Origin of the sequence: Mesorhizobium sp. M0077, from assembly GCF_040322955.1 — a bacterium.
Taxonomy (GTDB): Bacteria; Pseudomonadota; Alphaproteobacteria; order Rhizobiales; family Rhizobiaceae; genus Mesorhizobium.
In genome coordinates, this window is record NZ_JAMYUL010000009.1 from 82,120 (window position 1) to 108,107 (window position 25,988).

A 25,988-nucleotide genomic window follows, 5' to 3' on the forward strand; every position below is an offset into this window, starting at 1 on the left:
GACGGGAAGCGGAGGATGCGCGTCGACCAGGCGATCTACGGCACCGTCAAACTTGGGCACGCCCTGAGGTACGCGAGCGGCGACCGCAAGCTCGCAGGCGAGCTGGCGCAGCGCCTAGACCTGCCGGACACGGAGCCCCAAGGCGCCGACTGGTCGCCCGTCACGTCGGGGTTCGCCGTACGCGATTGGTACGTTGTCGCTCGGACGTTCAGCGATCCGTCGGTTGGCCGGTCCGGCATGGTAGTCACCCACGCGCTGATCTGCGATCTGGACGAGATCGCCGCGTTGGACGACCTCCGCCCGCTGCTCGCGCACCTCATCACGTCGTTCGACGCGGCACCGGCAGCCGTCGAGGCGCTTGAGGTGACTCCGGTACCGGGAATCCCGCCCGCGACATCCGATCTTGCGGACACGGCGCAGGCGCTTGTCACCCGCGGCTCCGGCCCGGTGGTGCGCATCGGATCGGACGGCTTTGAGACGCTCATCGTCGCGCTGTGGGGACGCCTGTGGCCCGCCCTGCGGCGCAAGCTCTACTTCCGGCTGAGCTTCGGACCGAAGGATGTGGCTGAAAAGCCGGAGCCGACGATCGTCTGCACGCCAGCCTCCCTCGTCGGGCGGTGGCAACAACAGCAGCGGATCGTTGGCCGGAGCGGCGCCGAGCGGCCCCAGGCCGCTGGAATCATCGACGGCTCGGCCAACGGCGCCGAGCTGCGGGAGTTTGGCGACAGGATCGGCGCGAACCTTGACGATTTCCAGGAGCTACAGCTGCTCGAGCAGGCGCACGCCATCGCGTCCGCGACGCCCAACACCGTCGCGCGGCTTGTCTCGGCTGCCCGGTTGATCGAGCGGCTCTCGCCGGATCCCAAGCGGGGTGAGGTCGAGAAACGCACCATCGTCGAGCGTCTCGTCGAAGTACTCCCGACGGCTCAGCCATCGGAGATCCTGACGCTGCGCAACCTCACGCTCCCGGGTCTCGAGACGAGCGTCCTGGTCTGGCAGGCGCTCGAGCTATGGTTCGAACAAAACAACTATCTTCCTTCAGACGATGCCGACATAGTGGCCATCGTCGGCGACGCGCTGCTTGCCGACGATGCCATTTTACCCTGGCGCCAGGCCGCGAGGCGGGGCCTGGACCGCTCGGCCGTTGCGACGGGTGGCCAGTTTGCCGCTGGATTCTGGCGCTGGGCGAAGGCCGAGCACCGCGTCTCCCCGCCGCTCGTAGCGCTGGTCGCGAGCGACCGGAAGGGACTGGACGCGCTTGAGGCCGCGGCCCCGACAGACCTGGACACGGCCACCGCGAAGCCGATCATCGCTGCTGCCGCGAAGCACAAGCTCTTTCGGCTGCACGCCATCGCGGCCGCGGCGAGCATGAAGCCCACTGACGCGGCGAGCGCCCAGAGCGCCGTGGAACCGGGTGCCGATGTCACCGCGATGCGGCTCGCGATGCGCCGCGCGAAGCCCGGCGATATCCTCGACGCCGTGGACAGCGTTCCCGACGCCCGGTTGCTCACGATCGCGGGCGAGGCGGTGGCGAAGGACCCGACGCTCTTGCGAACGCGGGACATGTCAACCGCCCCTAACCGGCGCATTTGGGTGGCAGCACTCAAGGCTGACATGGGAGCGTGGCGCGGGCCTGAGGACCCGCGGAAGGCGTTCAACCAGGTTCTCGACGAGCAGATCGATGGAGGCAGGCCGCCGGCGGAACTCCTCCACCTCCTGTCCGCATCGCCGCTTGCAGATCTGACGACTTACCCGCGGAGGAGCAAGATCTGGGATAAGGTACCGACGGCCACCCGGGAACGGTTACTCGCGGCGACGACTGACGCCTGGTTCGCGAGCGCGGGATCTGGTCAGCCGAGCACCGTGATCGAGCCTGAACTGGTTGAACGGATCGTCCGCGATCCGCGGCTCGATCAGCTCCTTGCTCGCCTCGCGGGCGGGAGGCTCGCGGAAGGTCTCCACGTGATTGACGGACTCGGCGGGCTCGACCACCCGCGCTTCCGGCGGTGGGTCTCGACCGCGGTCCGCGCGGTTCGGTCGATCACCCCTCGCGATGCCGACCTGCTCGGACGGGCCCTCGCATCGCGCGGACGAAGTGACATCGTCGACGACCTGATCTCGATCTACCAGGCCGGCCGGAACGACGTCGCGCCGGTCCTCCGCCACTGCCTTGGCCTGATCGGCATCGTCGAGCGCTGGTTCCTCGGGCTCTCGCCCGTCAGCGCCAGTGAGAAGTGGGACGTGCTTACCGAGCTCGCCGCCGAACTCTTTCCGAACGGGCCGGACCAGGACGCGCTGTGGGAACGGTCCGGCGGACGGGACGCCGACCTTCGTCACCACGGTACCGGCAAGGAGCGTTGGCGTGGTGCGATTCGCGACATCCAAAACGGGAGGCAACCCCGCGTCTCGTGGCTGATCCAGCAGATGCGCGCTGACTTCCCCGATAATCCAAACCTTAAGCTAATGGCCAACGACCCGCTGTTCCGGAACTGAGTTGCGGCGGAAGACACCGATGGAGTCCTTGATGAAATTCGACCAAGGCCGAGCGCTGATTATTGGCGTTGCCAACTATGAGGCGGTCGGTGGTCTTCCCGCCGCGGTGCTCAATGACGCGCTCGACACCGCCGAGACCCTCAAGTCGTCCGCGTACTGCGGCTATCCGGAGGCCAACGTCACTGTCCTCACCGACGACGCGTCTACGCTCCAAAACATCCGCAAAGCGCTTGCCGACCTCGCGGCGACCGCGACCGCCGACGGCACTGTCGCGATCTTCTTCTCGGGCCACGGGGCGCGCATCGGCAGTGGCGCCGAGGCGACGAGCGCGCTCGTCCCCTACGATTGCAAGCTCACGGACGTCGCAGGAACGTCGCTCGGCGAGGCCGAGCTGTCCGCCGCGATCGCCGCCATCAAAGCGCCGCGGGTGATCCTGGTCGTCGACGCGTGCCATGCCGCCGGCACCGCCACGCTCAAGTCAGGCCTGGGCGAGGATGGGGAGGACGGGATCGGCGAAGGGTTCAACGAGAAGTCGCTGCGGAAACTGGCGCGGGGGACCGGCCGGGTTGTGCTCGCGTCGTCGCGCGCGACCGAGACTTCTCTGGTGCTCAGAAGTGAGCGGAACAGCGTGTTCACGACCGCAATGCTCTCCGGCCTCAAGGGCGCTGCCACCGCCGCGAGCGACGGAACCATCCGGGTGTTTGACCTGTTCAACCACGTGTCCGAGACAGTCAGGCAGTCCGTCCCGGGAAGACAGCACCCAGTGTTCAAGGCTAGCGACCTTGAGGAGAACTTCCCCGTCGCACTCGCGCTCGGCGGCACCAAGTCGGCTTCGCCGGGCGTCAATCAGCGCCACCGAGACCTTGAGCAGATCATGCCGGACCTCTTCCCGCTCGGCCCGACGGACCAGGACATCTGGCTGCGAGCGGGCGGCGACGTCTCGCGCCTTAGGCTGAGCGGCAACGGACGAGCGCAGTGGTTCGCCGCGCTCCGCCTGATCTCCCTGGGCGGTGGCGGCAGCATTTCGCGCGAGGGCCTGATCGACGCGGCGCTGGACGAATTCCCTGCCCACCGCGAGCTCAAGGCGTTGCGCTAATCCGCTCGGCCTCGAGCCAATGTCGTTAGGCAGGACGACAGAAGTTCAGCTTCAGACATGCTCAAGCAAACGACGCAGTTGGCGGGAAATACCACGAGCATGATCGCCTCGCCGTTTTTTTTTACCTGTCTATTGGCGGCGGCGAGTAGCCTTGGAGGAAAGAGACAGAGGATGGCGCGGTAAATCATCAACTACGACACAACTGAAGAAAGCAATCGACGTGGGGTCAAAAGCGGTGGTTCCTTCCAGCATCTAATTGCAGCTATTTGCCAAAGCACAGCCGAAAGAGGCGTCCGGGAACAGGCGCTCCTGGTGCAAAGTGCTCGTTGTGACTTTGAGCCGAAACGGAAGCATCCCATCCATCACGGCCGTCGGCGGGCAGTTGGTAGAGTTTGACCACACAACGCGGATGAGATCGCCGCCGGAAGGCATGGGGGAACCAACGCCGAGTTTGTCGGCAGAAGGGGCGGGAGGTTGATTGTGAGCCCTTCCAACCGGCGAGTTTTCTGGGCTTCAATTGTTCAGCCACAGGCCGTAGAAGCAACTGCGGGCGGATACGTTTTGTCAGCAGACTATGTGATCGCGTTTCGGGGCGCCGCCGCGGGCCGCTGCACCAGTGCTGTGATTGTGCCGAACTCATCATAGGCAAGGACACGATCGCTGCCGGACTTCGGCGTACGCTTCTTGCCTTCACCCCGTTGCGACCGTCGTTGGACCTGGGTTTGCTGGAGAGAAGGTACTTTAAGGGGACTGCAGGCGCAGATCAAAACCCCATGAGGTCACCGCGATATCCACGGGAGTTGTCCGAGCGGGCAGCAACTGCCACGACCGCAGAAGGGGGGGGGCCGGAATGAACAGGAAGCACTGCTGACCATTTGCTTACATCATCGGATTGGCCGGGAAGACCGCTGAGCCAAGGCCGAGTACCTGCTGACAGTTGAGGCGCGGGACGCGCTCGACCCTTGAAGAGCACATGCAGGCCATCTTGCACTCCAATAGGCGGGGTTGAATGCTCGGGTTAGCGCTGGAGGGTAGCTTCCGTGGTCCCGGCATCGTCACCCTTGTATCCAACGCACGAAAACTATTTCAAAAGTATACTTGACGCTATCACTTCTCTTGCAGGACAGAAAGTTTCAAGATACGTTAATCGCATTCCTTCATCTAGCGTTTCGGTGGCGCAATGTTTTCAGAGGCATTGGATTTCAGTACATTCCGGAACGAATTTGGTTCAAGAATCCGACTTGGATATTCGAGTATTGCTTTTTATTTTCAAGCCTTTCTAGCATTTCCATCGCACATTTTTCTCATCTATTGGCGGTCCCGAAAAGGGTATTTTCCGAATATCGGGCGTGGAATTCTGGCGCTGGCCCGCATGCGCGATGTTTTTCGGGAGGAAAGTAGTCCACGATTTCGGCCGCAAGCCAAATCCTCGCATCCTGCATTTGGTGTCTACCGACCCATTTTGATTTGGCCTTCGCAGAATTTATCCAACCCCTCTTCTGGCAGCGGAAAGATTCGATTGTTCCTTGGCATTCCGCGAGCGGGACGCTGCTGTTCGAGAATGGCTCGCCGCGGCGGGCGATTCAACAAATCCGCAGCCTATACTCAGGAGTGAGCCATGGCTGACGACGAAAAGGTACGACTCTATCTATCAAGTATCGGACAAGGCGGCGCGCTCGAAAGTACCGAAAGGGCGGCGGAGATGGTGCCCGAGACGATCGGGACGAAACCGCAGCGCGACACCGCCCGCAGAGCAGTCGTCAAGCTCGCGCGACGCAAGCCGCTCGCACCGCATGAGCGTTTCGCGCTTGAGGCGATCGTTTTTCCCGACAAGCGGCCGGCTGTTTTCATCGAAAACGGTACCTATACGGTCGCGCACGAACTCTGGCTGGATCTCAATGCCGACGACGTAAAGACCCGGCTTAGCAAGCGGTTTTCTTCGATTGGCCGTATCGAGCTGCCTGAGCATCCGTTTCTTCCCTATGGCGGCACCGGCTTCGTAGTCGGTTCAAAGCTCCTGATGACGAATCGGCATGTTGCCGAGATCTTCGCAGCCGGGCTCGGTACACGTGCAGATTTCCGGCCTGGTGGAAAAGCCGGGGTCGATTTCCTGCAAGAGCGCAACACGCCAGCTGAGAAAGCGGTGCGCATCGACGTCCGCCGGGTCGTGATGATCCATCCCTATTGGGACATGGCGATCCTCGAGGTCGAGGGCTTCGGCAATGGCCACGGCGCAATGGAACTGTCGGTCCGCGCGCCGGAGGACTATCTCGCCGAGGGCGTGAAGGCGACTGAGGTGGCAGTCGTCGGCTATCCCGCTTTCGATCCACGTAACAACGCCGACGTGCAGAACGCCGTGTTCGGCGGCGTCTTCAACGTCAAGCGCCTTCAGCCCGGCTTTCTCAAGCCGCGCACCCGCGTCGAGAGCTTTGGTAAGGAGGTCGACGCTGCGACGCACGACGCCTCGACGCTTGGTGGCAATTCCGGCTCGGCTGTCATCCACATCGCAAGTGGTCAAATCGTTGCGCTGCATTTTGCGGGCCGGTACCTCGAAGCTAATTACGCGGTGCCGACGGCCGACCTCGCGAAGGACCCGCGCGTCATAGACGCCGGCGTGAATTTCCAGCCCCCGGCCACCCACGGCGGCGACATCTATCGGCGGTGGTGGACAATGAGCGATGTGGGCGGCCCTGAGAAGGCGCCAAGCGGTGGGGCGCCTTCCGCCCCGCCGCAGTCGCCACTACTCGCACCCCAGCCGGCCGGCGGTGCGGTAACCGTGACAGTTCCACTACAGATCACCGTCGCCCTGGGCGACCCCACGGCGGACGTGACGACGCGCGCCACGGCAAGGACCGAGAAGTTCGCCGATGTCGTTTCGCTGGCGGCTCCGAGATTGCCGAAGGCGCCTCGCGACATAAAAGCGCTCTCCGAAGGCCCGCTAACCTTCCGCGATCCCTTCCTGTCGCTTTACCAATCGATTGCCGAGGAGGTAGCGCGCAAGGCGACGACCGTCGAAGGTCTGGCGGCTCCTCCCAATGCCGCGATCATCCTCGCCGCCGAAAGCGTCGCTGCGACGCGATACGCGCGACTGACGGAAGTTCCCGCCGAGAGGCGCGCGCTTGAGTCGCTCACACCGGTCGAATACGGCAAGCGCTGCGCCTCGCTGGCTATGCAAATGCTGCGTGCGAAAGTGTTAGGCGATGGGGCTGAGCTCGAACGCCTGAAGGCGGAAATGGAGGCTGGGAAGTGCGATCCGGGCTGGGCGACGACGATCAACGAGTATCGCAAGTATTTCGGCATGTTTGGCGAGCGCCCGATGCCTGCTTATGTGACCCCAGAGCAAGCCGGCGAGGCGGTGATGTCGATGCAGACCGGTTGTCGCGTCGGGATGATCGGCGACTGGGGCACGGGCGCAGAACCGGCCCGGCGATTGCTCAACCTTGTCAAGGCGCAAAACCCCGACATGCTGATCCATCTCGGCGACATCTACTATTCCGGCACGCCGGAGGAGTGCGCCATCAAGTTCGAGAAGGAGATGGAAACGGCATTTGGGCCGAAGGAGACTCGCATCCCGGTCTTCACGCTTGCCGGCAATCACGACATGTATTGCGGCGGCGTCGGATTTTACGGCCTGATCGCACGCCTCAACCGTGCGCCCTACGTGCAGCCTGCGAGCTTCTTCTGCCTGCGCGGAGCGGATTCGAGTTGGCAGCTTCTGGCGATGGACACTGGCCAACACGACTACAGCCCGGTCGACGTCGAAAATGTCGTGACGTTTATTGAGGCGGACGAGCAGTCGTGGCTGAAGCGGCGCATCGACGAGTTCGGCGGACGCACGATACTAATGTCGCACCACCAGCTCTTTTCGGCCTTCTCGCGCATCGGGCCGAAGGACGAACGCGGCCAGGCGAACCCGGTGAACCCCGCGCTCCTCGCTATGTTCGACGGATTCGGCGATGCCCGCAGCCGCGTCGCAGCTTGGTACTGGGGGCACGAGCACAATCTGGGCATCTACGAGCGTTTTTCCGGGTTGGAGCGCGGGCGCTGCCTCGGCCATAGCGCTGTGCCGGTCTTCGTGGAGGACGACCCCTACGAGCCGTTGCAGGAAGTGCGCTTCCCGCCGAAGATCATCGCTGGCACGGAGGCTTCGCATGACGGCAGGTACTACCGGCACGGCTTCGCAATTCTTACGCTGAAGGAGGGCGGAAAGGGAACCGCCGAGTATTTCGAGGATCGCGACGGTGTGGCTGTCCGCATGTTTGGCGAGGCGATTTGAGGGGGCGACGATGCAGTTGACGGGTCCACAGATCGGCGAAGTCCGGGACGCTATAGTTGCGACCTTCACCGAGAATGATCTCGGTGAATTCATCTTGATCAAGTTTGACTTAAAACTCGACGTGATCATTGCCCAAGGCAATCTGAACAATCGTGCTCTCCATCTTGTTGAATATTTTAACAATCGCGGAATTGTGACCGATCTCGTGCGCGAGGCATATGCAGAGCGCTCGCGCGTCGAAGTTTGGCAGTGCCTCGACAAGCTCTATGGCGCGCGCCCGCCGACGACTTTGCAGGCAAGCTTACGAACGACGACGGCGGGGCCGGCTGGCGCTGCGCTTGAAGCCGTGGTGAAGCCGAGGCTCAAGATTCTTAACATGGAGCTTTGGCGAGTCGGCGAGGCGCAGGCGCAGGCGCGCGTTTGCCGCGTCGATATCGGCCCGACGCCGAAGGGCACAGGTTTTCTCGTTGGACCAGATCTGGTACTCACTAATTATCATGTGTTGACCTCGGTCATTGCCGAGCCAGGCGCCGCCACCAGCGTGAAATGTGTATTCGACTACAAGCGCCTCGCCGACGGAACGGTGCAGCAGGGCCGCGCTGTCGCGCTCGCGGCCGGCGATGGCTGGCTCGTCGACAAGTCCCCGCCGACGCAGGCCGAACTCGACGACACGCCGGAGGCGACAATGCCTGGACTCAACGAGCTCGATTTCGCCCTGCTGCGTCTCGCCGAGCCGATCGGCGCGCAACCTGTCGCAACACCAACCGCCGGTCCGCGCGGCTTCGTGCCGATGCCGGGGCTACAACCGCCTCTGCCAGCGCATGGCGCGCTAATCATCGTCCAGCATCCGGATTCCGAACCGGTCAGCTTCGCCCTCGACACCGATGCGATTATCGCAGTCAACGCCAACGGCACACGCGTGCGCTACGCAACCAACACCGAGCATGGTTCGTCGGGGTCACCCTGCTTCGACATGGACTGGACACTGCTCGCGCTGCACCATCTCGGCGATCCGAACTGGCGCTCACCCGGCTACAATCAAGGCGTGCCCATCGGCCTGATTGCTAACCGCGTGACGCCGCATCTGACGGCGGGGTAACGCGATGGCGGATCCTGCGTTCGACGATGCGGCGATCGACGCGCTACGCGACGCGCTGGTCACAGCGTTCGCGTCGGAAGACGATCTCTACGACATGGCGCTAACGGGGCTGGACATCAACATCTACAAGATCGTCGGGCAAGGCCCGCCGCTGAACGTCTTCGCGCGACAGCTCCTTGTTGGTCTCAAAGAGCGCGGCTGGGTGACGCGCTTTCTGCGCGCCGCGCGCAAGAGCCGCCCTCAGAACTATGTGTTAATCGCCGAGATCAAGCTTCGTTGTTCCGGAGCAATGCTGGATGAGGACCCGGTCGGGCCCCGGGTGGGAGAGCTGGTCAAGGCGCTCGAATTTCTCGGCGCACGCAAGCATGAGGCGCCGATTGCCGCGGCCATCGGCCCGCAGAAGATCAATCTGCGCGCGCTCGACCAGGGGCTTGTGCGTCTGCGTGCCTACAAGAATCTGCACGACATGCTGCAGAACATACAAGTCTACGACCTCGCGGACTTCCTGCGCTTGGCGCGTTCGGTGCGGGATGATCCGACAGTAATGTCGGACCTGCGCGCTAAGACCGCGCGGTTCAAGCAGGGTGCCCGTAAGGCCGAGACCACTCTCTCGCCGTTGAAGCCACTTGAGAACAAGCATCAGGAACAGAAGAAGTGGATCGATGATTTCAAGGATGCGCTCGCTCGTGTCGACGCCGGGCTCGACAATCTTGATGACCGGGCCGCCCTGCGAGGAGCGCTCGCGATCCGCCTCATTGTGAAAGATGCGCCCCCCATCATCAACCGGGAAATGCGCGAGGAGGCGAAGGATTTGCCGCTCGACGCGCTCGGCGCGGTGCTCGCCGGTGCGCTTGCGAGCGCGGTCCTCGATGAACCTACCAAGAGGGCGCTCACGACCGGTGCCGAGTCAGTCGATGATCTGCGCCAGCGGCTGGGGCGGCGCGTGCGCGAGCACGATCGGTGGCAAGATGTCGAGCGCGAACTCTGGCAGATGGACGATATCGTCGAGCGCGGCAGCCTGGGGTCGCGCGATGATTTTGAGGCCTATTGGCAGAACGGGAAGGACGGGATGGTCCAGTTGTGGAATGCCGACCCAGGGGCGGCTTGGGCGGTGGAAACGAGTGGTCTTGGAAATGCGATCGACACCCTGCTCGCTGCGGCCGTAGAGGACGTCATCGAACAGTCAAGCGACCCTTATAGGCGGTTCCGGAAGGCTGCGCTCGACCAGTTCTTCGAGGTGGACGCCGCGCTACTCGAACTGTGCGAGGAAATCCCTATAATCAGCGGGCCCGTCGCCGCGATCGCCCAGGAAGGTCCGTGATGGAAGAATCCTCAGCCGACCTCTTGGGAGGACTTTCCGATGTCGCGCGGCGCAATCGCGCACTTATGCGACTGTCCCGCCGTCCGGAGACCTTCGATACAGTGGACTCGGACATCCGCATCTTCATCGACGAGGTCGTGGCGCTCGGCACTGGGCTTGGCGACGAGGACGAGCGCGCGAGTGCGCAGAACATGCTCGACTACTGGCATTCGCGGTTCGCAGCGCTCGACGAGAAGCGCTGGCTGCGCGAGCGGCCGGTGCTGCGTCCTTACCAGCCCGGCGACTCGCAAAAAGTGCTTGCCGAAAAGATCGCCGGCAGCGGCAACCCGTTCCGCAGCCTGGGCGCTATCTGGCGAGCTCGGGATGCGCGCCTGCCCGGCCGCGAAGACGCCATCGCCGAAACGCTCAAGCTGATCGAGAAGAGCGGCATCGTCTTCGTCGTCGGGCCGCCGGGCAGTGGGCGTTCCGCGCTCGTTGACGGTGGGGTGCTGTGGCAACTCGAACATTCGAGCGAGACGCGTTGCGTCTTCCGAATCGACGCGCTAGGTGCCGACCCGCTGGCCGCGCTTGCCGCCTGTGTCCCCGGGGCGACGACGTCCGAGATCGCAGCATCGCCGCAGCAGTTCCGCGCCCGCTTTGATATCGCCTGCGGCGACAGGCGTGGCGTGCTAGCGGTCGACAATGTCGAGGAACTGTTCACGGGGTGCCACGATCAAGCAAAGCGCGAGGCCTTCGCTGCGGCCGTCGGTGCGCTGTGCATTCCGGGCGCAGACGGACGACGCAACGACGCGATCCTGATCCTGCGCGACGAATGGGCGAAACAGGTCTTGGCGCTCACAGCATTCGCGCCGTTCGCCAACACTTCGCGCTTTACGCCGCCGCCGCCCACTGCGTCGGAGTTGCAACGGGCCATCGAGCTTTCGGCCGCGTCCGTCGGCGTTACCTTCGAATCCGGCGTCGTCGCCGATCTAGCGCGCGAATTGCAGGGTGATGTCGGGGCGCTGGCGCTGATGCAGTTTATGCTAATGCAGCTGTGGCAAATGAGCGCCGGCGGCCGCGTTACGGGGGAGTCCTACCGCAAACTCGGGCGACCTTACGACGCGCTAACGCGTGTCGCCGAGGCAACCTACGCCGCGCTCGGTCCGGAAGACCAGAACGCGGCACATAAGATGTTCCTGGCCTTGACGCTCCCAAGCCTTGACGACCCCGGCGCAGGCACCGTACGCAGCCGCCGCGAGAGCCGCGCGGTATTGGAGGAGCGTGGCGCAGGCAACGCGCTCGCTGCTTTCGAGCAAGCTGGTGTATTGCACGCTAGCTCCGCCTTCGGGACCAACGACACGATCACCGTCGTCCACGACGCCCTGATGTATCGCTGGGGCTTGCTGGTCAGTTGGCTGGTCAAGGAGCGCCGAGGCACTGAACGACGGACGACCCTCGTTGCCGCGGCGCGGCTCTGGCAGTCCTCCGGCCGTCGCCATGGCTACCTCATTACCGACCAAGCTTCAGTCGACGAGGCGCGCCAATACGCCTCGGAGGCGCCGGAACTGATTGACCTGATCGCGGCAAGCGACGCCTATCTCCAGCGGCAAAGGTTCCTTCGCCGCACCCGCATCGGGGTGCTTTCCGGGCTACTGGTTTTGCTTGTGCTCGCGACCATTCCATGGTGGTACCCGCCTCTCAACGGTAGGTATAACTATATTAAGACTCGCAATCTGGTCGAAACATTTATTACGAAATCCCCTTCTAATGCCTTCGACCCACATAATCCGAAGGTTAGTCCAGAAAAAATAGATCAGCTTAAGGAACTTGCAAAGGAGAACCACGATAGGCACATGACAAGCCGTTTGGCGGGTTACACCATAAATGAGCTGGTTTTGACAAATCAAACATTGGATTTCGCGCTCGATTTTAGCGAGGCAACCCTTAAACGGCCTTACATGCAGAGGCTCAAAGGTAAAGACCCGACCGCTCCAGTGAAAGCTACTTTTTCTGGCGCTACCATTGAGGACGGGCGATTTTTTGGGGCGCTCTTAGTAGAAGTGAAATTTGGCGATCTAGAAGCGAAATCAAGCAATTGTAGACTACTGTCAACGCTACGAGGCGACTATGGTCGAACATCATTCGCTGAAGCGATCCTCGTAAGGACCGATTTTTCACATTGCTTCATCGATAATGTTAGCTTTGAAAACGCCGATTTGCGAGACGCGAAATTCGCCAATACCGATTTTGCAGGGGGTATTGATTTCTCCGGTGCAAACTTGACTGGCGCGACCTTTAAGGAATCGAAGATTCAAAAAGCGGTTTTCACGGGCGCCGATCTTACCAACACCGATTTCAGCCAAAGCTCCCTACCGCTGTTCACGGACTCCCTCACGACCACTTGGTGGTTGGCCAATTGGGGCAAGCAAAGCATTGCGCCGCTTACCTACAATCGCGATCTTGCTTCCGTGGGACGAAGATACATTTCTGAAAGCCTCAGGCTCGATCTTGAGATTGAGCAAGCTCGGGCATTAGCCAACGATCCGCCGTCCTTCGAAAAGAGGACTAGGACTAATAAACTAGGGACAGCTCTCAACGAGTGGGCATGGCTTCAAGCCACGTATGGGGTTCAGCTGGAAAAAGCACGTGGGTTTGCCGCTGAAGCATGGGAGCTCCATGATAGTAAGGACCTAGTGATTGGCGACACGCTCGGTTATATCGATCTGCAACGGGGCAAGCTTACGGACGCGGAAAGAGACTATAGCTTTATTGGAGACGCGGGGGATGAAGGTATCGCCCCATCAGCCAGGTATCATTATGCGCTGGTTCTTGCGAGCCTTGGGCGCTGTGATGAAGCGCAGAAGCTCATCAAAGGGATCACCTCGGAAAAAGGGGAACTAATCTATTCTCCGACCCATGAAAGAGTGCTCGTGCCCGTGCCCGTGCCTGATCCTTGCCCGATGGTAAGCAAGACCCTCGGCCGACCCAACTGATCAGCGCGCAACGTACATGGAGCTTGGCAATGTCGCAGTTGTACCGGCCGCAAGGCAGAACGGTGAGGGCGGAACAAGCCAATTTCGCGAGCTGTCGTCCGCGATTGAAATCGTCACTTTTAGAGCTGAGTGCTGCAGCCAGCCGCCCCACAAGCCTCAGCCCTGGCCGAAACGGGGACCATGGCGGACGTGAACGCAAGCGAACAGATCACCGCAAGTCTTAGAACCATCAGAGTTTTGTGAGCTCGTGAAACGGTCATCATGGGATCCTCAGCAAAATAGAATATCCGAGTTGTCGCGGTTCGGCAATTCCAAACCATGACAGAGCGCCTTACCTTGACGAACCTACGACTACTCTCTGTTGGCTGAACAGAACCTGAATGAGTTTGAGAGCCCTTTAGACTTGTGCGATTTTCGGGATCGATCCGCCTTCAACATAAATAAGACCCGCTGAATGGTGCTCCCCTGAGAGCCTAGATCTGAGCGGTGGAAGGGAAACAATCAGACACTAGCCGCGTCGATCGTCATGAGGCCCCCTTAGCACTGCGATTCACAAGGAACGCCGTCCTTGTCGCGGTCGAGCTTCCCGCCCCACGAGCAGTTTTGGAGATACCAGTTGGATTCGTCGCAGGAAGCGATCTGCGAGCAGGTCCGCCGCGGCTCACATGAATAGCCGCTCTGCGCGACCAGCTTACGGCTGACGAGGCCAAGCGGCTGGCTCGACGGCGCCCCGCCTTCGGCGTGCGCTGCGCGCCAATCCCAGGGCGCCTGAAACGTCCCGCCCCACAAACCGACCTTTGCCGCCTCTGCGGTCGCCTGCTGCTCTGAATAGGCACCGTGGCTGTAGCGCGGCCAATCCAGCGCTTGGCCACTCTCGACCATCCAGGCGGCCACGCTGGCGCCGTCAGCGCGCAGGCAGTCACCGACAAAGCGTTGATATCGGTCCCAAGTCACGAATGTGCAGTCGGTCGGTCTCGAGGCGGCCAGGAAGGCATCTAACGCTTGGGCCGATCGCCGGCCGCACGGATAGTCGGCGCCGCTCGCGTTGTTACAAAGCTGCCGGCTTCGGGCGCGTCTATGCCGTTAAAGCGGATACGCTGGCCGCGGATCTCGATCGTATCGCCGTCGATGACCGACGCAACGCCCGCGATCAGCCCTGGGCTAAGGCTGATCTGGCTCGAAAGATGGATCTGGGGTGCACGGCTGCTGTGCAGGACGAACTGCGTCACGAAGGCGGACATTGCAGCCACCGTGACGAAAATCAGGCGCTTCGGAATGCCAGCCAATTGGCGTGCACCCCGCAGCTTAGCGGCGGTCCGCTTGCCCCATTGGCCCGACCGATTGTCGTATCGGTATTTGTCCAAACCCCTCTCCCTGAGGAGAGGATGCTACTGTTATCGTTTGGAGTCCAGCCGGCCGGCTCCGCAGGGTCGGGAATGCGCTAACTAGCCCGCAACCTGGCTTTCGGTCCTGGCAAGCTTTCGGACGGGTTTGCGGTCAATCTGGTGGTTCGCCGATCTGTTAGCCACAGCGACCTCTTTTTTGCCGCCAACTCTTCGCGGTCGTCATCATCGGCGGTCTTTCCGCCATGTGCGGCGATCGCATAGTCGGCTCTGTTCGTTCGATAGTCTTCTGTTTTCACGGACATCGTTTTTCCTCCCTTTGGCCTTTTCCCTCCCTTGGGCCTTGCGGGCGAGATTAACGGCCTTTGCTTCACGCGAGTCTACCAATTGGAGATTGTGCTAAAATGATACACTCTGTGCTGAGCAAAGCCGGCAATGCGCAGCAGAATTCCGGCGCAGCTTAGCGAGCTGCGCTTGTGGTTGTTCCACTCGAGGCAACACCTAAACGAAACAGGGATTACCCAGTGCGGATCCCTGCCGATGTCGAGACGGCAACGGTCGGGCTTTCCCCCTTGGGACCGCTTATGTCAATCGGCCGATGAGCTTCCTGCCTTCCCTTACTCGAGCGGGAATGCATAACGATTGCGGATGTGGCTGTTTAAATAGACGCCCTTGGCAAAGGCAGCTTTGAACGCAGCAATGCCCTCAGCAGGTACGTCCAAAACTCTAAATCTAGATCGAACGCAGATTCTGTGATCCCCCTGGAACATCGTCGCCTCGAAACACTCGGGCAGTCGCACTGTTCCCATTCAGTGTCTCCCAAAACTGCCCACTACCTGAACGGTCGTGGGCTTTTTTGTACGTTAGCGGAACCTGAAATTTGGGGGCTTGTTGATAGCACGGCAGCGAGTGGGTGTTCGCTGCTGGTCGAGGTCCCGCAAGACTCGGCCGGGCTCGCATCACCTGCCCCGGTCGGTGCGAGCCCACCGTCGGGCGACCAAGCGAGCTCCCCTGTGTCGGTCCCTATTTGAACTAGGGGACGTCGGCTTCATCATCACGATGGTTTATGTCACGTTATGTCGAACATGCCGAGCGCCGGGCTCGGGCTGCAGCAAGTGCTGGTCGATTGCGGCGGCCTTGAACGCCGCAAATGCTACGGCCGGACTGCAGCTTCCATCCTTGGCCTCCGCAATTAATCGGCACGCATTCCTATAGGCCGCCGCTTCCTTATTTGGCCACTGCCCCAGCAGCGCTTCCTCGGCCTCACAGATAGAGGAAACCGTCATTGATTTCCGGTCTACCAGCCTAACGAAAAGCGGTAAAAAGGTGCTCATCGCACACCTCCCGACCTTTTAGTGCGCCGAACGCAACAAGAGCTTTTTGGTTTCCGAGCCAAATTGGATTTTCGATCCATTTCAGCACAAGCCAATTGAATCGACGGGTTGGGACGACCCAGCCATAGGGAACGGCCTTCTAAATTGTATGGGACCGTGGCGGCAACCACACATTGCTACTCTAAGCGGTCGATTCTTCGGATGTAGCCGTGACTATGGAAACCCGCTGTTGCGTGTCGGTGCCCGACCAGCGGTCTGCCGAGATCAGATAGCCTGGTCATTGTTTCCGCAGCGCCTTGGCTACCCGCTCCAAAGTCTCGCGTTGGTTGCCGTGCTTCGCGATCAGCTCCTTGACCTGCTGGGGTGTGATGCCGGTCTTTGTTGCGAAATATTCAACTTCATAATCCTCGTCGGCTGAGACCCGGTCCCGATCGCGGAAATCCCGCTTGCTCTTGTCGTCGGCCATATCGATTCCTCCTTCGCTCATCCCGCAACGTCGAGTTGACGTGTTTGTTGCACCAAAAGGCTGATTTCCGGTTTCGGAACCATTTTAGCTTAAGCTTATTGAATGGCCGGGTGTGCGGGTGTGTTCATGCGTTTAAAATTCATCCGGCCAATGGAGCCCGAGCTTTTCGATGTGCCGCCGGCCGGCGACGATTGGAGCCACGAAATCAAGTTTGATGGCTACCGCACTCAGGTCATCAAGGATGAAGACGGCATCCGCTTCTTCACAAAGAACGGCTTCGACTGGACGGCTCGATATCGCTACCTCGCCGAAGAGGCGGCGGCGATCGACGCGGAAAGCTTCATCCTCGAAGGCGAAGCTATCATGATCAACGATGCCGGCCTGCCAGACTTCCATGCCATGCAGGCGGTGATTGGGTTACGGCGCCCGTCGCCGGATATCTACCTGGTTGCATTCGATCTGCTGTTCCTGAACGGCCATGACCTGCGCGGGATGCCGACCGTAGATCGTCGCGATATCCTGCAGGACATGGTCCCGACTGGCGGGCACATTCAATTCAGCGAAGCGATGCCGCACTGGTGACGCCGTTTGCCACCTGGTCGACGAGACGGGCTAGAAGGCATGGTCTCGAAGCTCAAGGGCAGTCCATATCGCAGCGGCAAACGAGCGCTTGGCGCAAGATCAAGTGCTTTGAGGAAAAGGAAATGCAAATCATCGGTGCACAGCGCGAGCGCGGCAAAGCTACCCAGGTGATCATGGCTGAAAAGGGCCTCTACAAAGGCGGCGCACTCGTCAACTTCAATGCCGCTGAGCGGCAAGCGCTTTGGGATCGTGTCCAGGGCAAGGTTGGCGGCCCGGTCCCGAAGGGACATAAAAAGGAAAAGGCCGAGTGGCTGAAGCCCGGACTGGTTGGCTGGGTCGAGACCCTCAAAGGCGAAGAGAAGCTGCGGCACGCAAGGTTGCTGGATTTCTGGGAGGATGATGCAAATGGCCATGCCTAAGAAAGATCAGGAACGCGCCACCTACGCTTGGATGTACGGCGCCCAAGCGCGCAAGGATGGCAAGGAGCGTGAGGTGCCGACTTACTGGCAGGAACACGCCGATGCGTGGCTGCAGGGCTTCGATGGCGTTCGGCGCGGCGCCGCGCCGAATCCAGTCAGCGACGAGCTGGAAGCCGAACTGGACGAAGGCGCGGTCAATCATCTGCCGTCGGGAACCTAACTCTGTGATTCGGTCTTATGCCGCTATGAGCACACGTGGCGTCAACTTTCTAGACAAATGGATGGCAGAGCACCTGCCCAACGTATTGGTCGATGACATGGATGATGCTGTCGCGATCAGCGATCTTGCCGACCAGGCAATGAGGCGGCCGATCGAGAGGGCATCAGTTCCGACGAGATCAGCGACGAGGTTGGCAGCGTGTTCGAGGTCATCCTTGAGGCGATTCCGAACCGCGCTTATGTCGCTGACACTTGCCGCACTCGCCCCGCACTGATGGGGCGCAATCCAGCTAACCGACAATTCCGCCGATTCGAAGAGCAATGGCATCAAGTCCGCCTTTGTAAATCCGAGTCAGGACGCGCTCCGCAGCTTCGGCTCTTTGAGCCGTGCACCCGATAAGGTCACCACCACCCAATCTGGCGGGCCTATTGGCGAGGCAGTCCCAAACACTCCACGTTCCCTTGGCTTCCATGTGGCAGTAAAATCTGTGCTGATGATTTTCCATATCTGCACAACGCCTAGCGCGATCTTTAGGGTGCATCACATCCTTGGAGGTGGTTAATGCGCGCCCGAGCGCCGCACAAAGTGAGCACACGTGGCCTAAGATTTCTCGACAGGTGGGTTGCTGCCGAGCAACTGCCTATTGTGGCGCGGGGAGATCCGATCGATGCCAGCGACCTGGCAGATCAGCTGATGACCGCAGCCGAGAAGGCCGGCATCCCTGCCGACGAAATCAACGGCGAGGTCGAAAGCGTATTTGAATCGCTTTTGGAGGTAACGCGGCGTCGCACGGGTGAAATGCTCTAGCCGCGGAACCATTTCCTCCAGAATATCCATTTGGACCTTCTGCGCTTACGAAGCCGCACAATCGGCCTGTCGAAGTCGTCCGGGTCGCACTCGGCAAGAAACCGCCGCCGCCATTCATCGCTTTGCTCGTTTCGCTGCCGTCTGAGACTCAGCTTGCCCTCACGAGGCACGGGAGCATCCAACCCCGCCAGAAGGCCGATGTGCGGGCTGACGCTGTCGAAATCGTCAAGCGTGTCTTCGTAGAACAGGCGGAGTGGTTCGATCCCGGCCCTAGCAAAAAACGAATTCCAGCGACCGGTGCCGATGGCAATCTGGGCAAGGGCGAAGTCGATGCCATACGCCGAGTACTCGGCCTTCTTCACGGCAGCAGTCTTGCTGGTCCAAGCACCATCCTGCGATGCTTTTGCCCAGGAAATTGCCTGGCCGAGCCGATCGCGCCTTTCAAGGTATATCCACCCCGGGTCAGGAAACCACTCCGTAAGCCTGATATCCCTGCTTAGCTCATAGAAATGGGACGGGAACAGTTTGGTAGCTGCTACTCCGTTTGGCGTGGCGCTGGCGGCAATACGGGTGCAACGCTCAACCGTCGGGGTCTTCTCTTCTCGGTTGAAGTATTCTTTCGGATCTCCCAGCACGCCCGTGCTGCGCATCTTTTCGCAAAGAAGCGTGCTGCCGGATCGCTGCAAGGTCGCAATGATAAGCGTCTTGCCGGGAGGTTTCCAACCTGTGGGCGGGCTGATCAGCATGTATGACACATATCAACGGTATCACCGCCGAGTCCACCTTGCCACTTCAGGGATGCAAAATCGACGTCAGTTCGACCTGCCGGTCCTTGGCGAAGTAAATAGCTCCATCATAAGCGTGTTTCTCCTTCGCCGCGGTGCTCCATGCAGAACCAGTGCGAGGGCGCCCGTGGCTTCGCAAAGCCGAACCCTCCATCTTTGCCACAGCCGGCGTGCTCGCACGCAGGATTGTCGACCCGTCGTCGATCACGCGGTGCCGCTGTCATGCCTTCGGCAAGCCGTGATGGTTCATCGCTCATGCTGAAAAGATTCCACAAATCGTCTTGACGGGCAAGGAAAATGTTCCTTTTTTGTTCACATGGCGCACGATCCGATCGACACGCTGGGCAAGGCGACCCGGCACAACATGCTTGTGAAGGCAGAGTGCAGCTGCGGCAATGTCCGCTACTGCCGGTCCGCAGACCTGATGATGGTCTATGGCGGCGGCGTCGATCCCCTGAAGCTGAAGTTGTGGCGCAACCTGCGAGCCGGCGCTCCGACATAGACTCCGCCGGGTTCGGTCGAGCGGGTCACTACAGAACCTGCTCCGATGGTACAATCTGCCGCAACTTCGATATTGTCATAGATTGTTGCGTTCAAGCCGACAAAGCCCCCCGGTCCTATGCTCGTATTTCCCCCAATGCAGGCCCCAGCAGCAATAAAGCATCTATCGGCAATACGGACATGATGCGAGACATGGGCGGCGCTGCGGATTATGCAGTTGCCGCCTATTGTCGCGAAGGGCTGGATTACCGCGCCGTCGAATATGAAGCTGTTCTCCTCGATCCTGAAATCGGGCGCGGCGATGGCCCGGCTAGCCAAATAGCTGATCGTCTGGAACCCCCGCGCCTTGACCTGATCGAGCAGCCTTCCCCTGACGCGATTGTTGTCGTGCGGGCCGATCGCAACCCCAATCGCGGTTTCAGATGGATCAAAGATGCCCTCGATATCCTCGAATGCATAGACCGGCAGATCGTGGTGCCGGTCCTTCGAAAGAAAAGCACGTTCGACAGTGAAGGCCGCCACCAGATGGCTGCTGTCATGCTTCAGGGAATACCACACCAAGCTGGCGAACGGCCCGTCGCCAAAAACAACTACCTTCATGACTTACCTCGTGGCACAGGCTCCGGCAGAGACTGAGTCGCGCGCCATGAGCTCCAGCAACGCCTCGATTTGCGCATCGGCAATATCAGCCATGCCGCCATGACATGGAATGTTGACAATCCGGTCATGGATGCAACTGGCCATCCTGGCTGAGTTTGACAAGGGCACGTAGTACTTGCCGCAGTCGAAACCGAGATCCGGCAGATCTTCAAGTCTGATCGGCCCGGGGGCCAGAACCGGCACGCTCGCCGCTATCGTAACGTCATCATAATCTCCCAACCGTTTGAGGTTGAATCGGTCGACCAATTCGGCAATTCGACGGCGCTGAGCGCGATAGCGGGCCGACCAAGCCGGCATCGTCTCGAGCCGATCGATGATCGCGGCGGCCGCCAGGTCCGACAACTTGCCGTTGGAGGCGCTGGGCAGGACCCAGGCCGGCTGATCCTCACCGAAACTCAGGATCGAGCGGGCCAGCGACTCATCCGCAGCAGGCACGAATAGACATCCTCCCTCGCCGAAGCCCCACGGCTTGGTGTGGTGGAAGCTAACGATCTCGATCACGTCCGGCCCGACAATGCGTTGTCCAGGAAAGGCCAAAGCAGCGTCGACAATCAAGGGCTTGCCCCGCTCGCTGCAAAAGTTTCGATAGGCCGACATATCGCGCTGTAGTCCGAAGGGGCGGGTGACCAGCAACCCGTCCCAACCGTCATCTGGCATGGTGCCAAGCGTAGAGAGATCGAGAAAACCCTGCGCGTCACAGTCCACCGCCCGGGTCATTCCCGCAAACGGGCCTGTCTGCGTCGCGGAGAACCCGAAAGCCGAGATCGCCCAGCGCAGAGACTTGCCTGCCTTCGCGGCAAAAATGCCGGCCGCGGCATACAGGGCCGCAGTTCCCGAACTGGCCATCACGGTAGAGTACGACTCCGGTAGATGCGAGACATGGCTGATGATGCGGCCAAGCGCTACTGATAGGGGTCCGCTGTTGGTCCACTGATTCTGCTCCGCACAAAGAATGCTCAATTCCGCCAGGCGGCGCCAATCCGGCACCTTGGCTTCGACATAGCGGACTCGGCTGCCAGCGGGTCGGCTGGCGAGATCTGGGTCGAAGTAGGATCGTGGTGGCAGGCCACCAACAAACGCCAACTGATGGCCGCCAAGGTGGGGTTGCCTCATGGTCATGCCTTGTCGTCGCGCAGTGGCCGAGGCGTTGCATTCAGGTGCGGGATGGTCATTCCCAACTGGCCGATGCCCAAAAATCGGGCGAGTTCAGCGGCAGCCGTGTCGCGCGAAAGGTTGAGCACGAGCAAGCTATGGGGCCGCCCATTGAAATGTTCGATCACATCGGCGTTGTGCTTGAGATAGTGCGCTTTGTAAATCTCGGGGTCGTACAAGGACGCTTCATTGATGCCGTACACGTATAGCTGCTGGCGCCACAACCAACCCGGTTCATGGTAGCCGAACTGCTTGAGATCGGCTGGTGTCGGCTGTCTGTCCACGCCGATCAGATGAGAGTGAAACGTCGTGACCGATTTGTACCATTGATCCGCGGAATCCCGCACTGTCAGGACAAACTTTGCGCCTGGGAAGGCGATATCCAGCGCTCTGTATGTAGAGGGCAGGCTGAACGGCACGTCCTGAAAAGCATCCGCCGAATGGCAATAATCAATCAGGGCACGAAAATCGCGACGGTGCCAATCATCTAGCAGCCCCTCAGCCTGATGCTGCGAGCCAATCCTGTAGCCAACCATTCCCAAGGCTGCGGCAAGGGAGGTTGTTCCGGTCTTGTTTCTGCCGATGACGAAGACCTTTTGAGAGATGGTCAACAAATCATTGATGGCCTTCAGATGGGTGGCGAAGATGCGTCCCTCGAACCTGCCGTGCAACAGATAGTGCAACAGCGGATTGATCCGGGCAGTACGGACGTCCTCATAAGTATCCAAATACCAGGAAGTGCTGAAGCTCGGGCTCGGATCCCGATTCTCGATCCCACCATGAACAAGATAGTGCAAGGCTGGGTCGACGCCGGCATCGCGCACATCAGGATAGTGGTCGAGGTACCACTCAGCGTTGAACAGAAAAGACGCTCCGATCAAGTCAAGCCAAGTCGCTCGCCTGACGCGTCCTGCCAGCCGAGTTGCTAGGTCATCCATTATCATCGCAGCACCGCGTCAATGCATAACCGTCGACGAATACCGAACAGGGAGACAATTTCTTTTTCGAGCGCATTGATTTGGGCCCATATGATCTGCTGGCGGGACGGCTGATTGGGACATAATTTCAAGACTTCGTGCAGCATCACCATGATGCTCAGGCCGTGAGCGCGCAGATGCGCGTATCTGTTTTCAGAACCCTGCCACCAAATCCCGCCAGAGTGGCGTCTGTATGCTGCCATGACCTCAGGAATGAAGGCGATCTTGCCGGATAACGCGTGAAACAGATTCATGTACCAGTCGTTCGGCAACATGTTCGAAACCGACAGCTTTCGGTAGGATTGCCGTCGAAACATCGCCGAGTTGGCCGGAATGAAATTTTGGGACACTAGAGTTTCCACGTCGAACCTGGCGATAGATCCATCCTGGGGAAACTGAGAGGCGGGTTCGCTGCCGTCGTCAAAACGGAACTGGACCGGGTGGAAGCACACCGAACATTCCGGCCGCTCGTCCAAGATGCTGACCTGCTTCTCCAGCTTGTTCTCGTCGGTGAAATAGTCATCGCCATCGCAGACAATCCAGTATTGGCCCCGTGAGAGCGGCAGCAGAAACTTCGCGACCATTCCCCTGATGCCGCAGGAATACAGATTGGTCTGCTGCGTTACCGCGCTCACCAATTGCGGATATTTCGCCACGTAGGCGCGCACGATGTCTGTCGTTCCGTCGCTCGAGGCGTCGTCGTGCACGATCACCTCGAACGGGAAGCTGGTTTTCTGCATGATAATGGAGGCCAGGGCTTGATCGATGAAGGATGCGTGATTGAAGGTCTGGCAGAGCACCGAAACCCGGACGGCATTGTCTGCTGGTGCAGCATGCGGCATAATTCAGTTTTCCCTGCTTCTGCATTTTTCATTAAGGGAGTCGGTGGCTTGGTGTAAATGTCCGGATGCTCGTGACCAGGGCATTCCGACCGTCGCGGCGATCCTCCAGCGGCATGCCGTGGGGCATGATCGCTGTGACGCTGTCTTGCGGGCTGCTAGGCGGGCTTGCATTCGGTCGTTTGGGGCAATGGCTATATGCGAGATACTGGCGGCCGATTGCCAAGATGGCGCAAACGGTCAGTCCAGAACTTCAACCTCAAGCCCATTACAGGTGATGTCGCCGGCGCTCGCCGTGCCGTTCTGACCCTGGAGCTTGACAGCAATTGCTCCGCTGATTGCTTCGGTCGCCGTGCCGCTCGTCACTTGAGTGCTGGTGGTGAGCGTTTCGCGGACGTAAGACTGCGTGGCAGCGCCCGTCACGATCACTTCCGCTTCGATCTTCCAACCAACGCCGTTCAGTGCCCCGGTCCAGCCGCCCAGGTTGGTCGCGCCGAAGAACAGCCGTCCGGTTTTGGTGTTCGCGTTGGCAGCAGTCGTACCCCACGCCTTCAGACGGACCCGCCTGCCGATCACTAGCGACGCTGCAGGGATGGTGTACGACATCAGGTCTTCGGCGGTGGTCACGGCGGTGGTCTGAGCGGGCGTTACGTTGACCGACACCGCTTCAGATGACTTTCCATTGACGACGCGCTGGCCGGTCGCGTTCACACCGGCAGTGCCGATGTAGTTGCGTCCTTCCATGATAACGTCTTTGCGCAGGCAGCTGGTCAGGTTGACTTCGAAATTGCCGCCTGCGTTCTGGTTGTTATTCTCGGCAGTGACGCCGGCAAGGATGACCTTGGTCGCGCCCACATCCACCTTGATGCCATCATGGTTCATGTATGCCGCGAGGAAGTCCCGCACGACGATATCGGTTGCAGTAGCGCGAATGCGCAAGGACGCATCGGTACTGCCCCGCAGGTAGCCGTTGGTCGAGTTCGAGTTGTGAATGCGCCAGGTCCGGCCCGCGATGTCGAAGCCGGCGATGGTCGCTTGATCCATGCCGCAATTGACGATGTAGACGTACGACGGAATAAGCGTGTCGGTACCGACCTGTGCGTGAACACCAACACGCGGCCAGCCGATAATCACGTTGTTAAGAAACACGCCCTGACAGTCGCCTGTCATGGAAATGCCGTCAGCGCCGCCGTCGAGCGATGCCACGTTCACGTTGTTGAAGTAGACCGAAACCGCGCGGCTTAGCTTGAACATCTTCAAGTCCTGCCAGGTCGACGCGCCGGTGCCCTGCTGATTGAAGTTCGTGATGTTGACGTTAAAGATGTAGTGCGTGTCGTCGTAACCTTGGAAGACCCACGTTCCTGCGCCGCGCTGATGGATATCATCGATATTGATCCAGCCAGTCTGCGACGCCCCGCTGTTACCGGTGAAGATCGCGCAGTAGGCCATATCGCCGGTAAAGCTCAGCCCCTTGAGCGAGGTATAGTAGGGCGTCGTTTCCCGAACAGCGGTAACGCCGGTCTTGCCGTTGGCGGCAAAGTGCAAGTTCTGGAGCTTGAACGGGATCGGCGAATTCGCCGAAATCACCGCGCCAGTTATGTCGATCATGATCGTATTGTTGACGGTCGGGATCAGTTTCGCCTCACCGATGCCCCGCCATCCGCCACCAGTTGCGCGGTTGATCGCCTGTCCGTCGAAAAGATAAGTGCCGGGCGGGAAGATGAGTTCTCCGCCGATAGCCGCACGGGCAGTCTCGGCCAAAGCAATCGCTGCCGTGTCATTCGCGACACCATCGCCAACAGCGCCAAAGTCCTTGACCGACAGTATCTCGGTGAACTTGTTCTGAATCGTGCGGGAAACGGCACTCGTGCCAGTCTGCAGATTGACGAAGGTGGCGGAAAGCGCAGCAACGCTTGCCGAAGTCAGCAAGCCACGACCGTACGACGTGGTGGCGAGCGCCGCGATTGAAGTCAGATCCGCGTCAAGCGGCTGGACGGACACGCCAACGGCTGCCGCGATCCGCGCATCGGCCGCCGCTGAGAAGTTCGAGATCGTCGCCGCCAGCTGCGTTCCGGTATGGTTGGCACGCGCAAACGCGTCAGCGGCCTTGCCTTGCGGATCGTAGGTCGACTGCAGCATGACGCCTGCCGTGTCGATCACCAAGCTGAAATCGGCCAGAAGCTCCCAATCGCCGCCGGAAAGGTCAGTCGCGAAAACGCCTGACGTGTGCGAAACCAGGCAGCTGTAGAACGCAGTGCCGTGAAAAACAGTGTCGCGCGCGGTGTACGCGGTCGCAGTCAGCCACGCCGACGGCGGCCCGAAGCCGAGCGACACTTCGTCCTTCAGCTGGGATAGCCGAGGCTGTTGTTGGCCAGCGCCAGGTCATCGCGCTGCAAGCGGGCTAGGTTCGCCGCGAAGCGCTGGGTGGCCGCGGCAACCGCGTCCAGCTCTCCGTCCACCTTGTCTCCGGGCAGTGGAGTTTTGGGGTGCCCGGATTGAAAGCCGATGAATGAAAAGGCGCGGGCGTAGGGGGCTGGCTGAGTCATGTCGCGGCGGTCCTGGAACGGGACGCCACTCGCGACATGGCAATTACGACAGATCGACAGCAAGATAGGACAATTCTCCTATGAGGTCAATCGTTCGACG

At 60.4% G+C, this 25,988-nt stretch carries 21 protein-coding genes and 1 pseudogene; 10 read left to right on the plus strand and 12 right to left on the minus strand.

The window, feature by feature from the left end:
* Positions 1–15 precede the first annotated feature (15 nt).
* Together NKJ57_RS18475 and NKJ57_RS18480 are read left to right on the plus strand one after the other, a co-directional pair.
* On the plus strand, positions 16–2,493 hold the full coding sequence (locus NKJ57_RS18475) for a GAP1-N1 domain-containing protein (protein WP_352512058.1): 2,478 nt from the start codon (positions 16–18) through the stop codon (positions 2,491–2,493).
* Between the two features lie 31 nt (positions 2,494–2,524).
* The gene (locus NKJ57_RS18480; RefSeq protein ID WP_352512057.1) at positions 2,525–3,589 is read left to right on the plus strand and encodes a caspase family protein; all 1,065 of its coding nucleotides are present in this window, start codon (positions 2,525–2,527) and stop codon (positions 3,587–3,589) included.
* A gap of 1,651 nt (positions 3,590–5,240) precedes the next feature.
* Here NKJ57_RS18480 and NKJ57_RS18485 read toward each other — a convergent pair.
* Complete coding sequence (locus NKJ57_RS18485; RefSeq protein WP_352512124.1) at positions 5,241–5,558, minus strand: hypothetical protein; 318 nt, start codon at positions 5,556–5,558, stop codon at positions 5,241–5,243.
* A 51-nt stretch (positions 5,559–5,609) separates the two neighbouring features.
* Here NKJ57_RS18485 and NKJ57_RS18490 point away from each other — a divergent pair, with 51 nt between their 5' ends.
* Genes NKJ57_RS18490 through NKJ57_RS18505 form a run of 4 tightly spaced genes read left to right on the plus strand, consistent with a single transcriptional unit; the run spans position 5,610 to position 13,257 of the window.
* On the plus strand, positions 5,610–7,865 hold the full coding sequence (locus tag NKJ57_RS18490; RefSeq protein WP_352512117.1) for a metallophosphoesterase: 2,256 nt from the start codon (positions 5,610–5,612) through the stop codon (positions 7,863–7,865).
* 10 nt (positions 7,866–7,875) lie between these two features.
* The gene (locus NKJ57_RS18495; RefSeq protein WP_352512056.1) at positions 7,876–8,964 is read left to right on the plus strand and encodes a trypsin-like peptidase domain-containing protein; all 1,089 of its coding nucleotides are present in this window, start codon (positions 7,876–7,878) and stop codon (positions 8,962–8,964) included.
* 4 nt (positions 8,965–8,968) lie between these two features.
* Positions 8,969–10,285, plus strand: coding sequence for an effector-associated domain EAD1-containing protein (locus NKJ57_RS18500; protein WP_352512054.1), 1,317 nt, complete (start codon positions 8,969–8,971; stop codon positions 10,283–10,285).
* Entirely contained in the window at positions 10,285–13,257 is a 2,973-nt protein-coding gene (locus NKJ57_RS18505; RefSeq protein ID WP_352512053.1) for a pentapeptide repeat-containing protein, read from the plus strand. Before NKJ57_RS18500 ends, NKJ57_RS18505 begins: the two co-directional genes overlap by 1 nt.
* Before the next feature lie 537 nt (positions 13,258–13,794).
* On the opposite strand, the gene NKJ57_RS30905 is transcribed toward NKJ57_RS18505, so the two are convergent.
* The 4 genes and pseudogenes from NKJ57_RS30905 to NKJ57_RS18525 form a co-directional block, all read right to left on the minus strand.
* Positions 13,795–13,947, minus strand: a complete 153-nt coding sequence (locus NKJ57_RS30905) for an excalibur calcium-binding domain-containing protein (RefSeq protein WP_488377213.1) — start codon at positions 13,945–13,947, stop codon at positions 13,795–13,797.
* A gap of 30 nt (positions 13,948–13,977) precedes the next feature.
* Positions 13,978–14,471, minus strand: a pseudogene (locus NKJ57_RS30910) (thermonuclease family protein); the annotation flags it as partial.
* Positions 14,472–15,664: 1,193 nt separating this feature from the next.
* On the minus strand, positions 15,665–15,934 hold the full coding sequence (locus NKJ57_RS18520; protein ID WP_352512048.1) for a DUF982 domain-containing protein: 270 nt from the start codon (positions 15,932–15,934) through the stop codon (positions 15,665–15,667).
* 277 nt (positions 15,935–16,211) lie between these two features.
* Positions 16,212–16,400: a DUF3606 domain-containing protein gene (locus NKJ57_RS18525; RefSeq protein ID WP_023708231.1), complete on the minus strand. Its 189-nt coding sequence runs from the start codon at positions 16,398–16,400 to the stop codon at positions 16,212–16,214.
* A 126-nt stretch (positions 16,401–16,526) separates the two neighbouring features.
* Here NKJ57_RS18525 and NKJ57_RS18530 point away from each other — a divergent pair, with 126 nt between their 5' ends.
* From NKJ57_RS18530 to NKJ57_RS18545, 4 genes are all read left to right on the plus strand, one after another.
* The gene (locus NKJ57_RS18530; protein WP_352512047.1) at positions 16,527–16,982 is read left to right on the plus strand and encodes an ATP-dependent DNA ligase; all 456 of its coding nucleotides are present in this window, start codon (positions 16,527–16,529) and stop codon (positions 16,980–16,982) included.
* Entirely contained in the window at positions 16,979–17,401 is a 423-nt protein-coding gene (locus NKJ57_RS18535) for a hypothetical protein (protein ID WP_352512045.1), read from the plus strand. The genes NKJ57_RS18530 and NKJ57_RS18535 overlap by 4 nt, the downstream gene beginning before the upstream one ends.
* Complete coding sequence (locus NKJ57_RS18540; RefSeq protein ID WP_352573746.1) at positions 17,388–17,621, plus strand: hypothetical protein; 234 nt, start codon at positions 17,388–17,390, stop codon at positions 17,619–17,621. The genes NKJ57_RS18535 and NKJ57_RS18540 overlap by 14 nt, the downstream gene beginning before the upstream one ends.
* Before the next feature lie 561 nt (positions 17,622–18,182).
* Positions 18,183–18,428, plus strand: a complete 246-nt coding sequence (locus NKJ57_RS18545) for a hypothetical protein (protein ID WP_352512043.1) — start codon at positions 18,183–18,185, stop codon at positions 18,426–18,428.
* On the opposite strand, the gene NKJ57_RS18550 is transcribed toward NKJ57_RS18545, so the two are convergent.
* The 7 genes from NKJ57_RS18550 to NKJ57_RS18580 all read right to left on the minus strand — a co-directional run bounded on the left by NKJ57_RS18550 (position 18,425) and on the right by NKJ57_RS18580 (position 25,951).
* Positions 18,425–19,174 (minus strand): Stf0 family sulfotransferase, encoded by a 750-nt coding sequence (locus NKJ57_RS18550; protein WP_352512041.1) that lies wholly within the window; start codon positions 19,172–19,174, stop codon positions 18,425–18,427. The two genes, NKJ57_RS18545 and NKJ57_RS18550, sit on opposite strands and share 4 nt — an antisense overlap.
* 471 nt (positions 19,175–19,645) lie before the next feature.
* A complete protein-coding gene (locus tag NKJ57_RS18555; RefSeq protein ID WP_352512039.1) occupies positions 19,646–20,314 on the minus strand; it encodes an acetyltransferase in 669 nt (222 codons plus the stop codon).
* 3 nt (positions 20,315–20,317) lie between these two features.
* Positions 20,318–21,493, minus strand: coding sequence for a DegT/DnrJ/EryC1/StrS family aminotransferase (locus NKJ57_RS18560; RefSeq protein ID WP_352512037.1), 1,176 nt, complete (start codon positions 21,491–21,493; stop codon positions 20,318–20,320).
* Positions 21,490–22,464, minus strand: coding sequence for a sulfotransferase (locus tag NKJ57_RS18565; protein WP_352512036.1), 975 nt, complete (start codon positions 22,462–22,464; stop codon positions 21,490–21,492). The genes NKJ57_RS18560 and NKJ57_RS18565 overlap by 4 nt, the downstream gene beginning before the upstream one ends.
* 2 nt (positions 22,465–22,466) lie before the next feature.
* Positions 22,467–23,345, minus strand: a complete 879-nt coding sequence (locus tag NKJ57_RS18570) for a glycosyltransferase (protein WP_352512035.1) — start codon at positions 23,343–23,345, stop codon at positions 22,467–22,469.
* Between the two features lie 237 nt (positions 23,346–23,582).
* Positions 23,583–25,676: a glycosyl hydrolase family 28-related protein gene (locus NKJ57_RS18575; RefSeq protein ID WP_352512033.1), complete on the minus strand. Its 2,094-nt coding sequence runs from the start codon at positions 25,674–25,676 to the stop codon at positions 23,583–23,585.
* An 8-nt stretch (positions 25,677–25,684) separates the two neighbouring features.
* Positions 25,685–25,951 (minus strand): hypothetical protein, encoded by a 267-nt coding sequence (locus tag NKJ57_RS18580; protein ID WP_352512031.1) that lies wholly within the window; start codon positions 25,949–25,951, stop codon positions 25,685–25,687.
* Between the last annotated feature and the right edge of the window lie 37 nt (positions 25,952–25,988).

Bases quoted from the DNA above. Each gene is read 5' to 3' on its own strand.
- NKJ57_RS18475 (WP_352512058.1), top strand. From the start codon at position 16: ATGCGCGTCGACCAGGCGATCTACGGCACCGTCAAACTTGGGCACGCC.
- NKJ57_RS18480 (WP_352512057.1), top strand. From the start codon at position 2,525: ATGAAATTCGACCAAGGCCGAGCGCTGATTATTGGCGTTGCCAACTAT.
- NKJ57_RS18485 (WP_352512124.1), bottom strand. From the start codon at position 5,558: ATGCTCAGGCAGCTCGATACGGCCAATCGAAGAAAACCGCTTGCTAAG.
- NKJ57_RS18490 (WP_352512117.1), top strand. From the start codon at position 5,610: ATGACGAATCGGCATGTTGCCGAGATCTTCGCAGCCGGGCTCGGTACA.
- NKJ57_RS18495 (WP_352512056.1), top strand. From the start codon at position 7,876: ATGCAGTTGACGGGTCCACAGATCGGCGAAGTCCGGGACGCTATAGTT.
- NKJ57_RS18500 (WP_352512054.1), top strand. From the start codon at position 8,969: ATGGCGGATCCTGCGTTCGACGATGCGGCGATCGACGCGCTACGCGAC.
- NKJ57_RS18505 (WP_352512053.1), top strand. From the start codon at position 10,285: ATGGAAGAATCCTCAGCCGACCTCTTGGGAGGACTTTCCGATGTCGCG.
- NKJ57_RS18520 (WP_352512048.1), bottom strand. From the start codon at position 15,934: ATGAGCACCTTTTTACCGCTTTTCGTTAGGCTGGTAGACCGGAAATCA.
- NKJ57_RS18525 (WP_023708231.1), bottom strand. From the start codon at position 16,400: ATGGCCGACGACAAGAGCAAGCGGGATTTCCGCGATCGGGACCGGGTC.
- NKJ57_RS18530 (WP_352512047.1), top strand. From the start codon at position 16,527: ATGCGTTTAAAATTCATCCGGCCAATGGAGCCCGAGCTTTTCGATGTG.
- NKJ57_RS18540 (WP_352573746.1), top strand. From the start codon at position 17,388: ATGGCCATGCCTAAGAAAGATCAGGAACGCGCCACCTACGCTTGGATG.
- NKJ57_RS18545 (WP_352512043.1), top strand. From the start codon at position 18,183: ATGCGCGCCCGAGCGCCGCACAAAGTGAGCACACGTGGCCTAAGATTT.
- NKJ57_RS18550 (WP_352512041.1), bottom strand. From the start codon at position 19,174: ATGCTGATCAGCCCGCCCACAGGTTGGAAACCTCCCGGCAAGACGCTT.
- NKJ57_RS18555 (WP_352512039.1), bottom strand. From the start codon at position 20,314: ATGAAGGTAGTTGTTTTTGGCGACGGGCCGTTCGCCAGCTTGGTGTGG.
- NKJ57_RS18560 (WP_352512037.1), bottom strand. From the start codon at position 21,493: ATGACCATGAGGCAACCCCACCTTGGCGGCCATCAGTTGGCGTTTGTT.
- NKJ57_RS18565 (WP_352512036.1), bottom strand. From the start codon at position 22,464: ATGGATGACCTAGCAACTCGGCTGGCAGGACGCGTCAGGCGAGCGACT.
- NKJ57_RS18570 (WP_352512035.1), bottom strand. From the start codon at position 23,345: ATGCCGCATGCTGCACCAGCAGACAATGCCGTCCGGGTTTCGGTGCTC.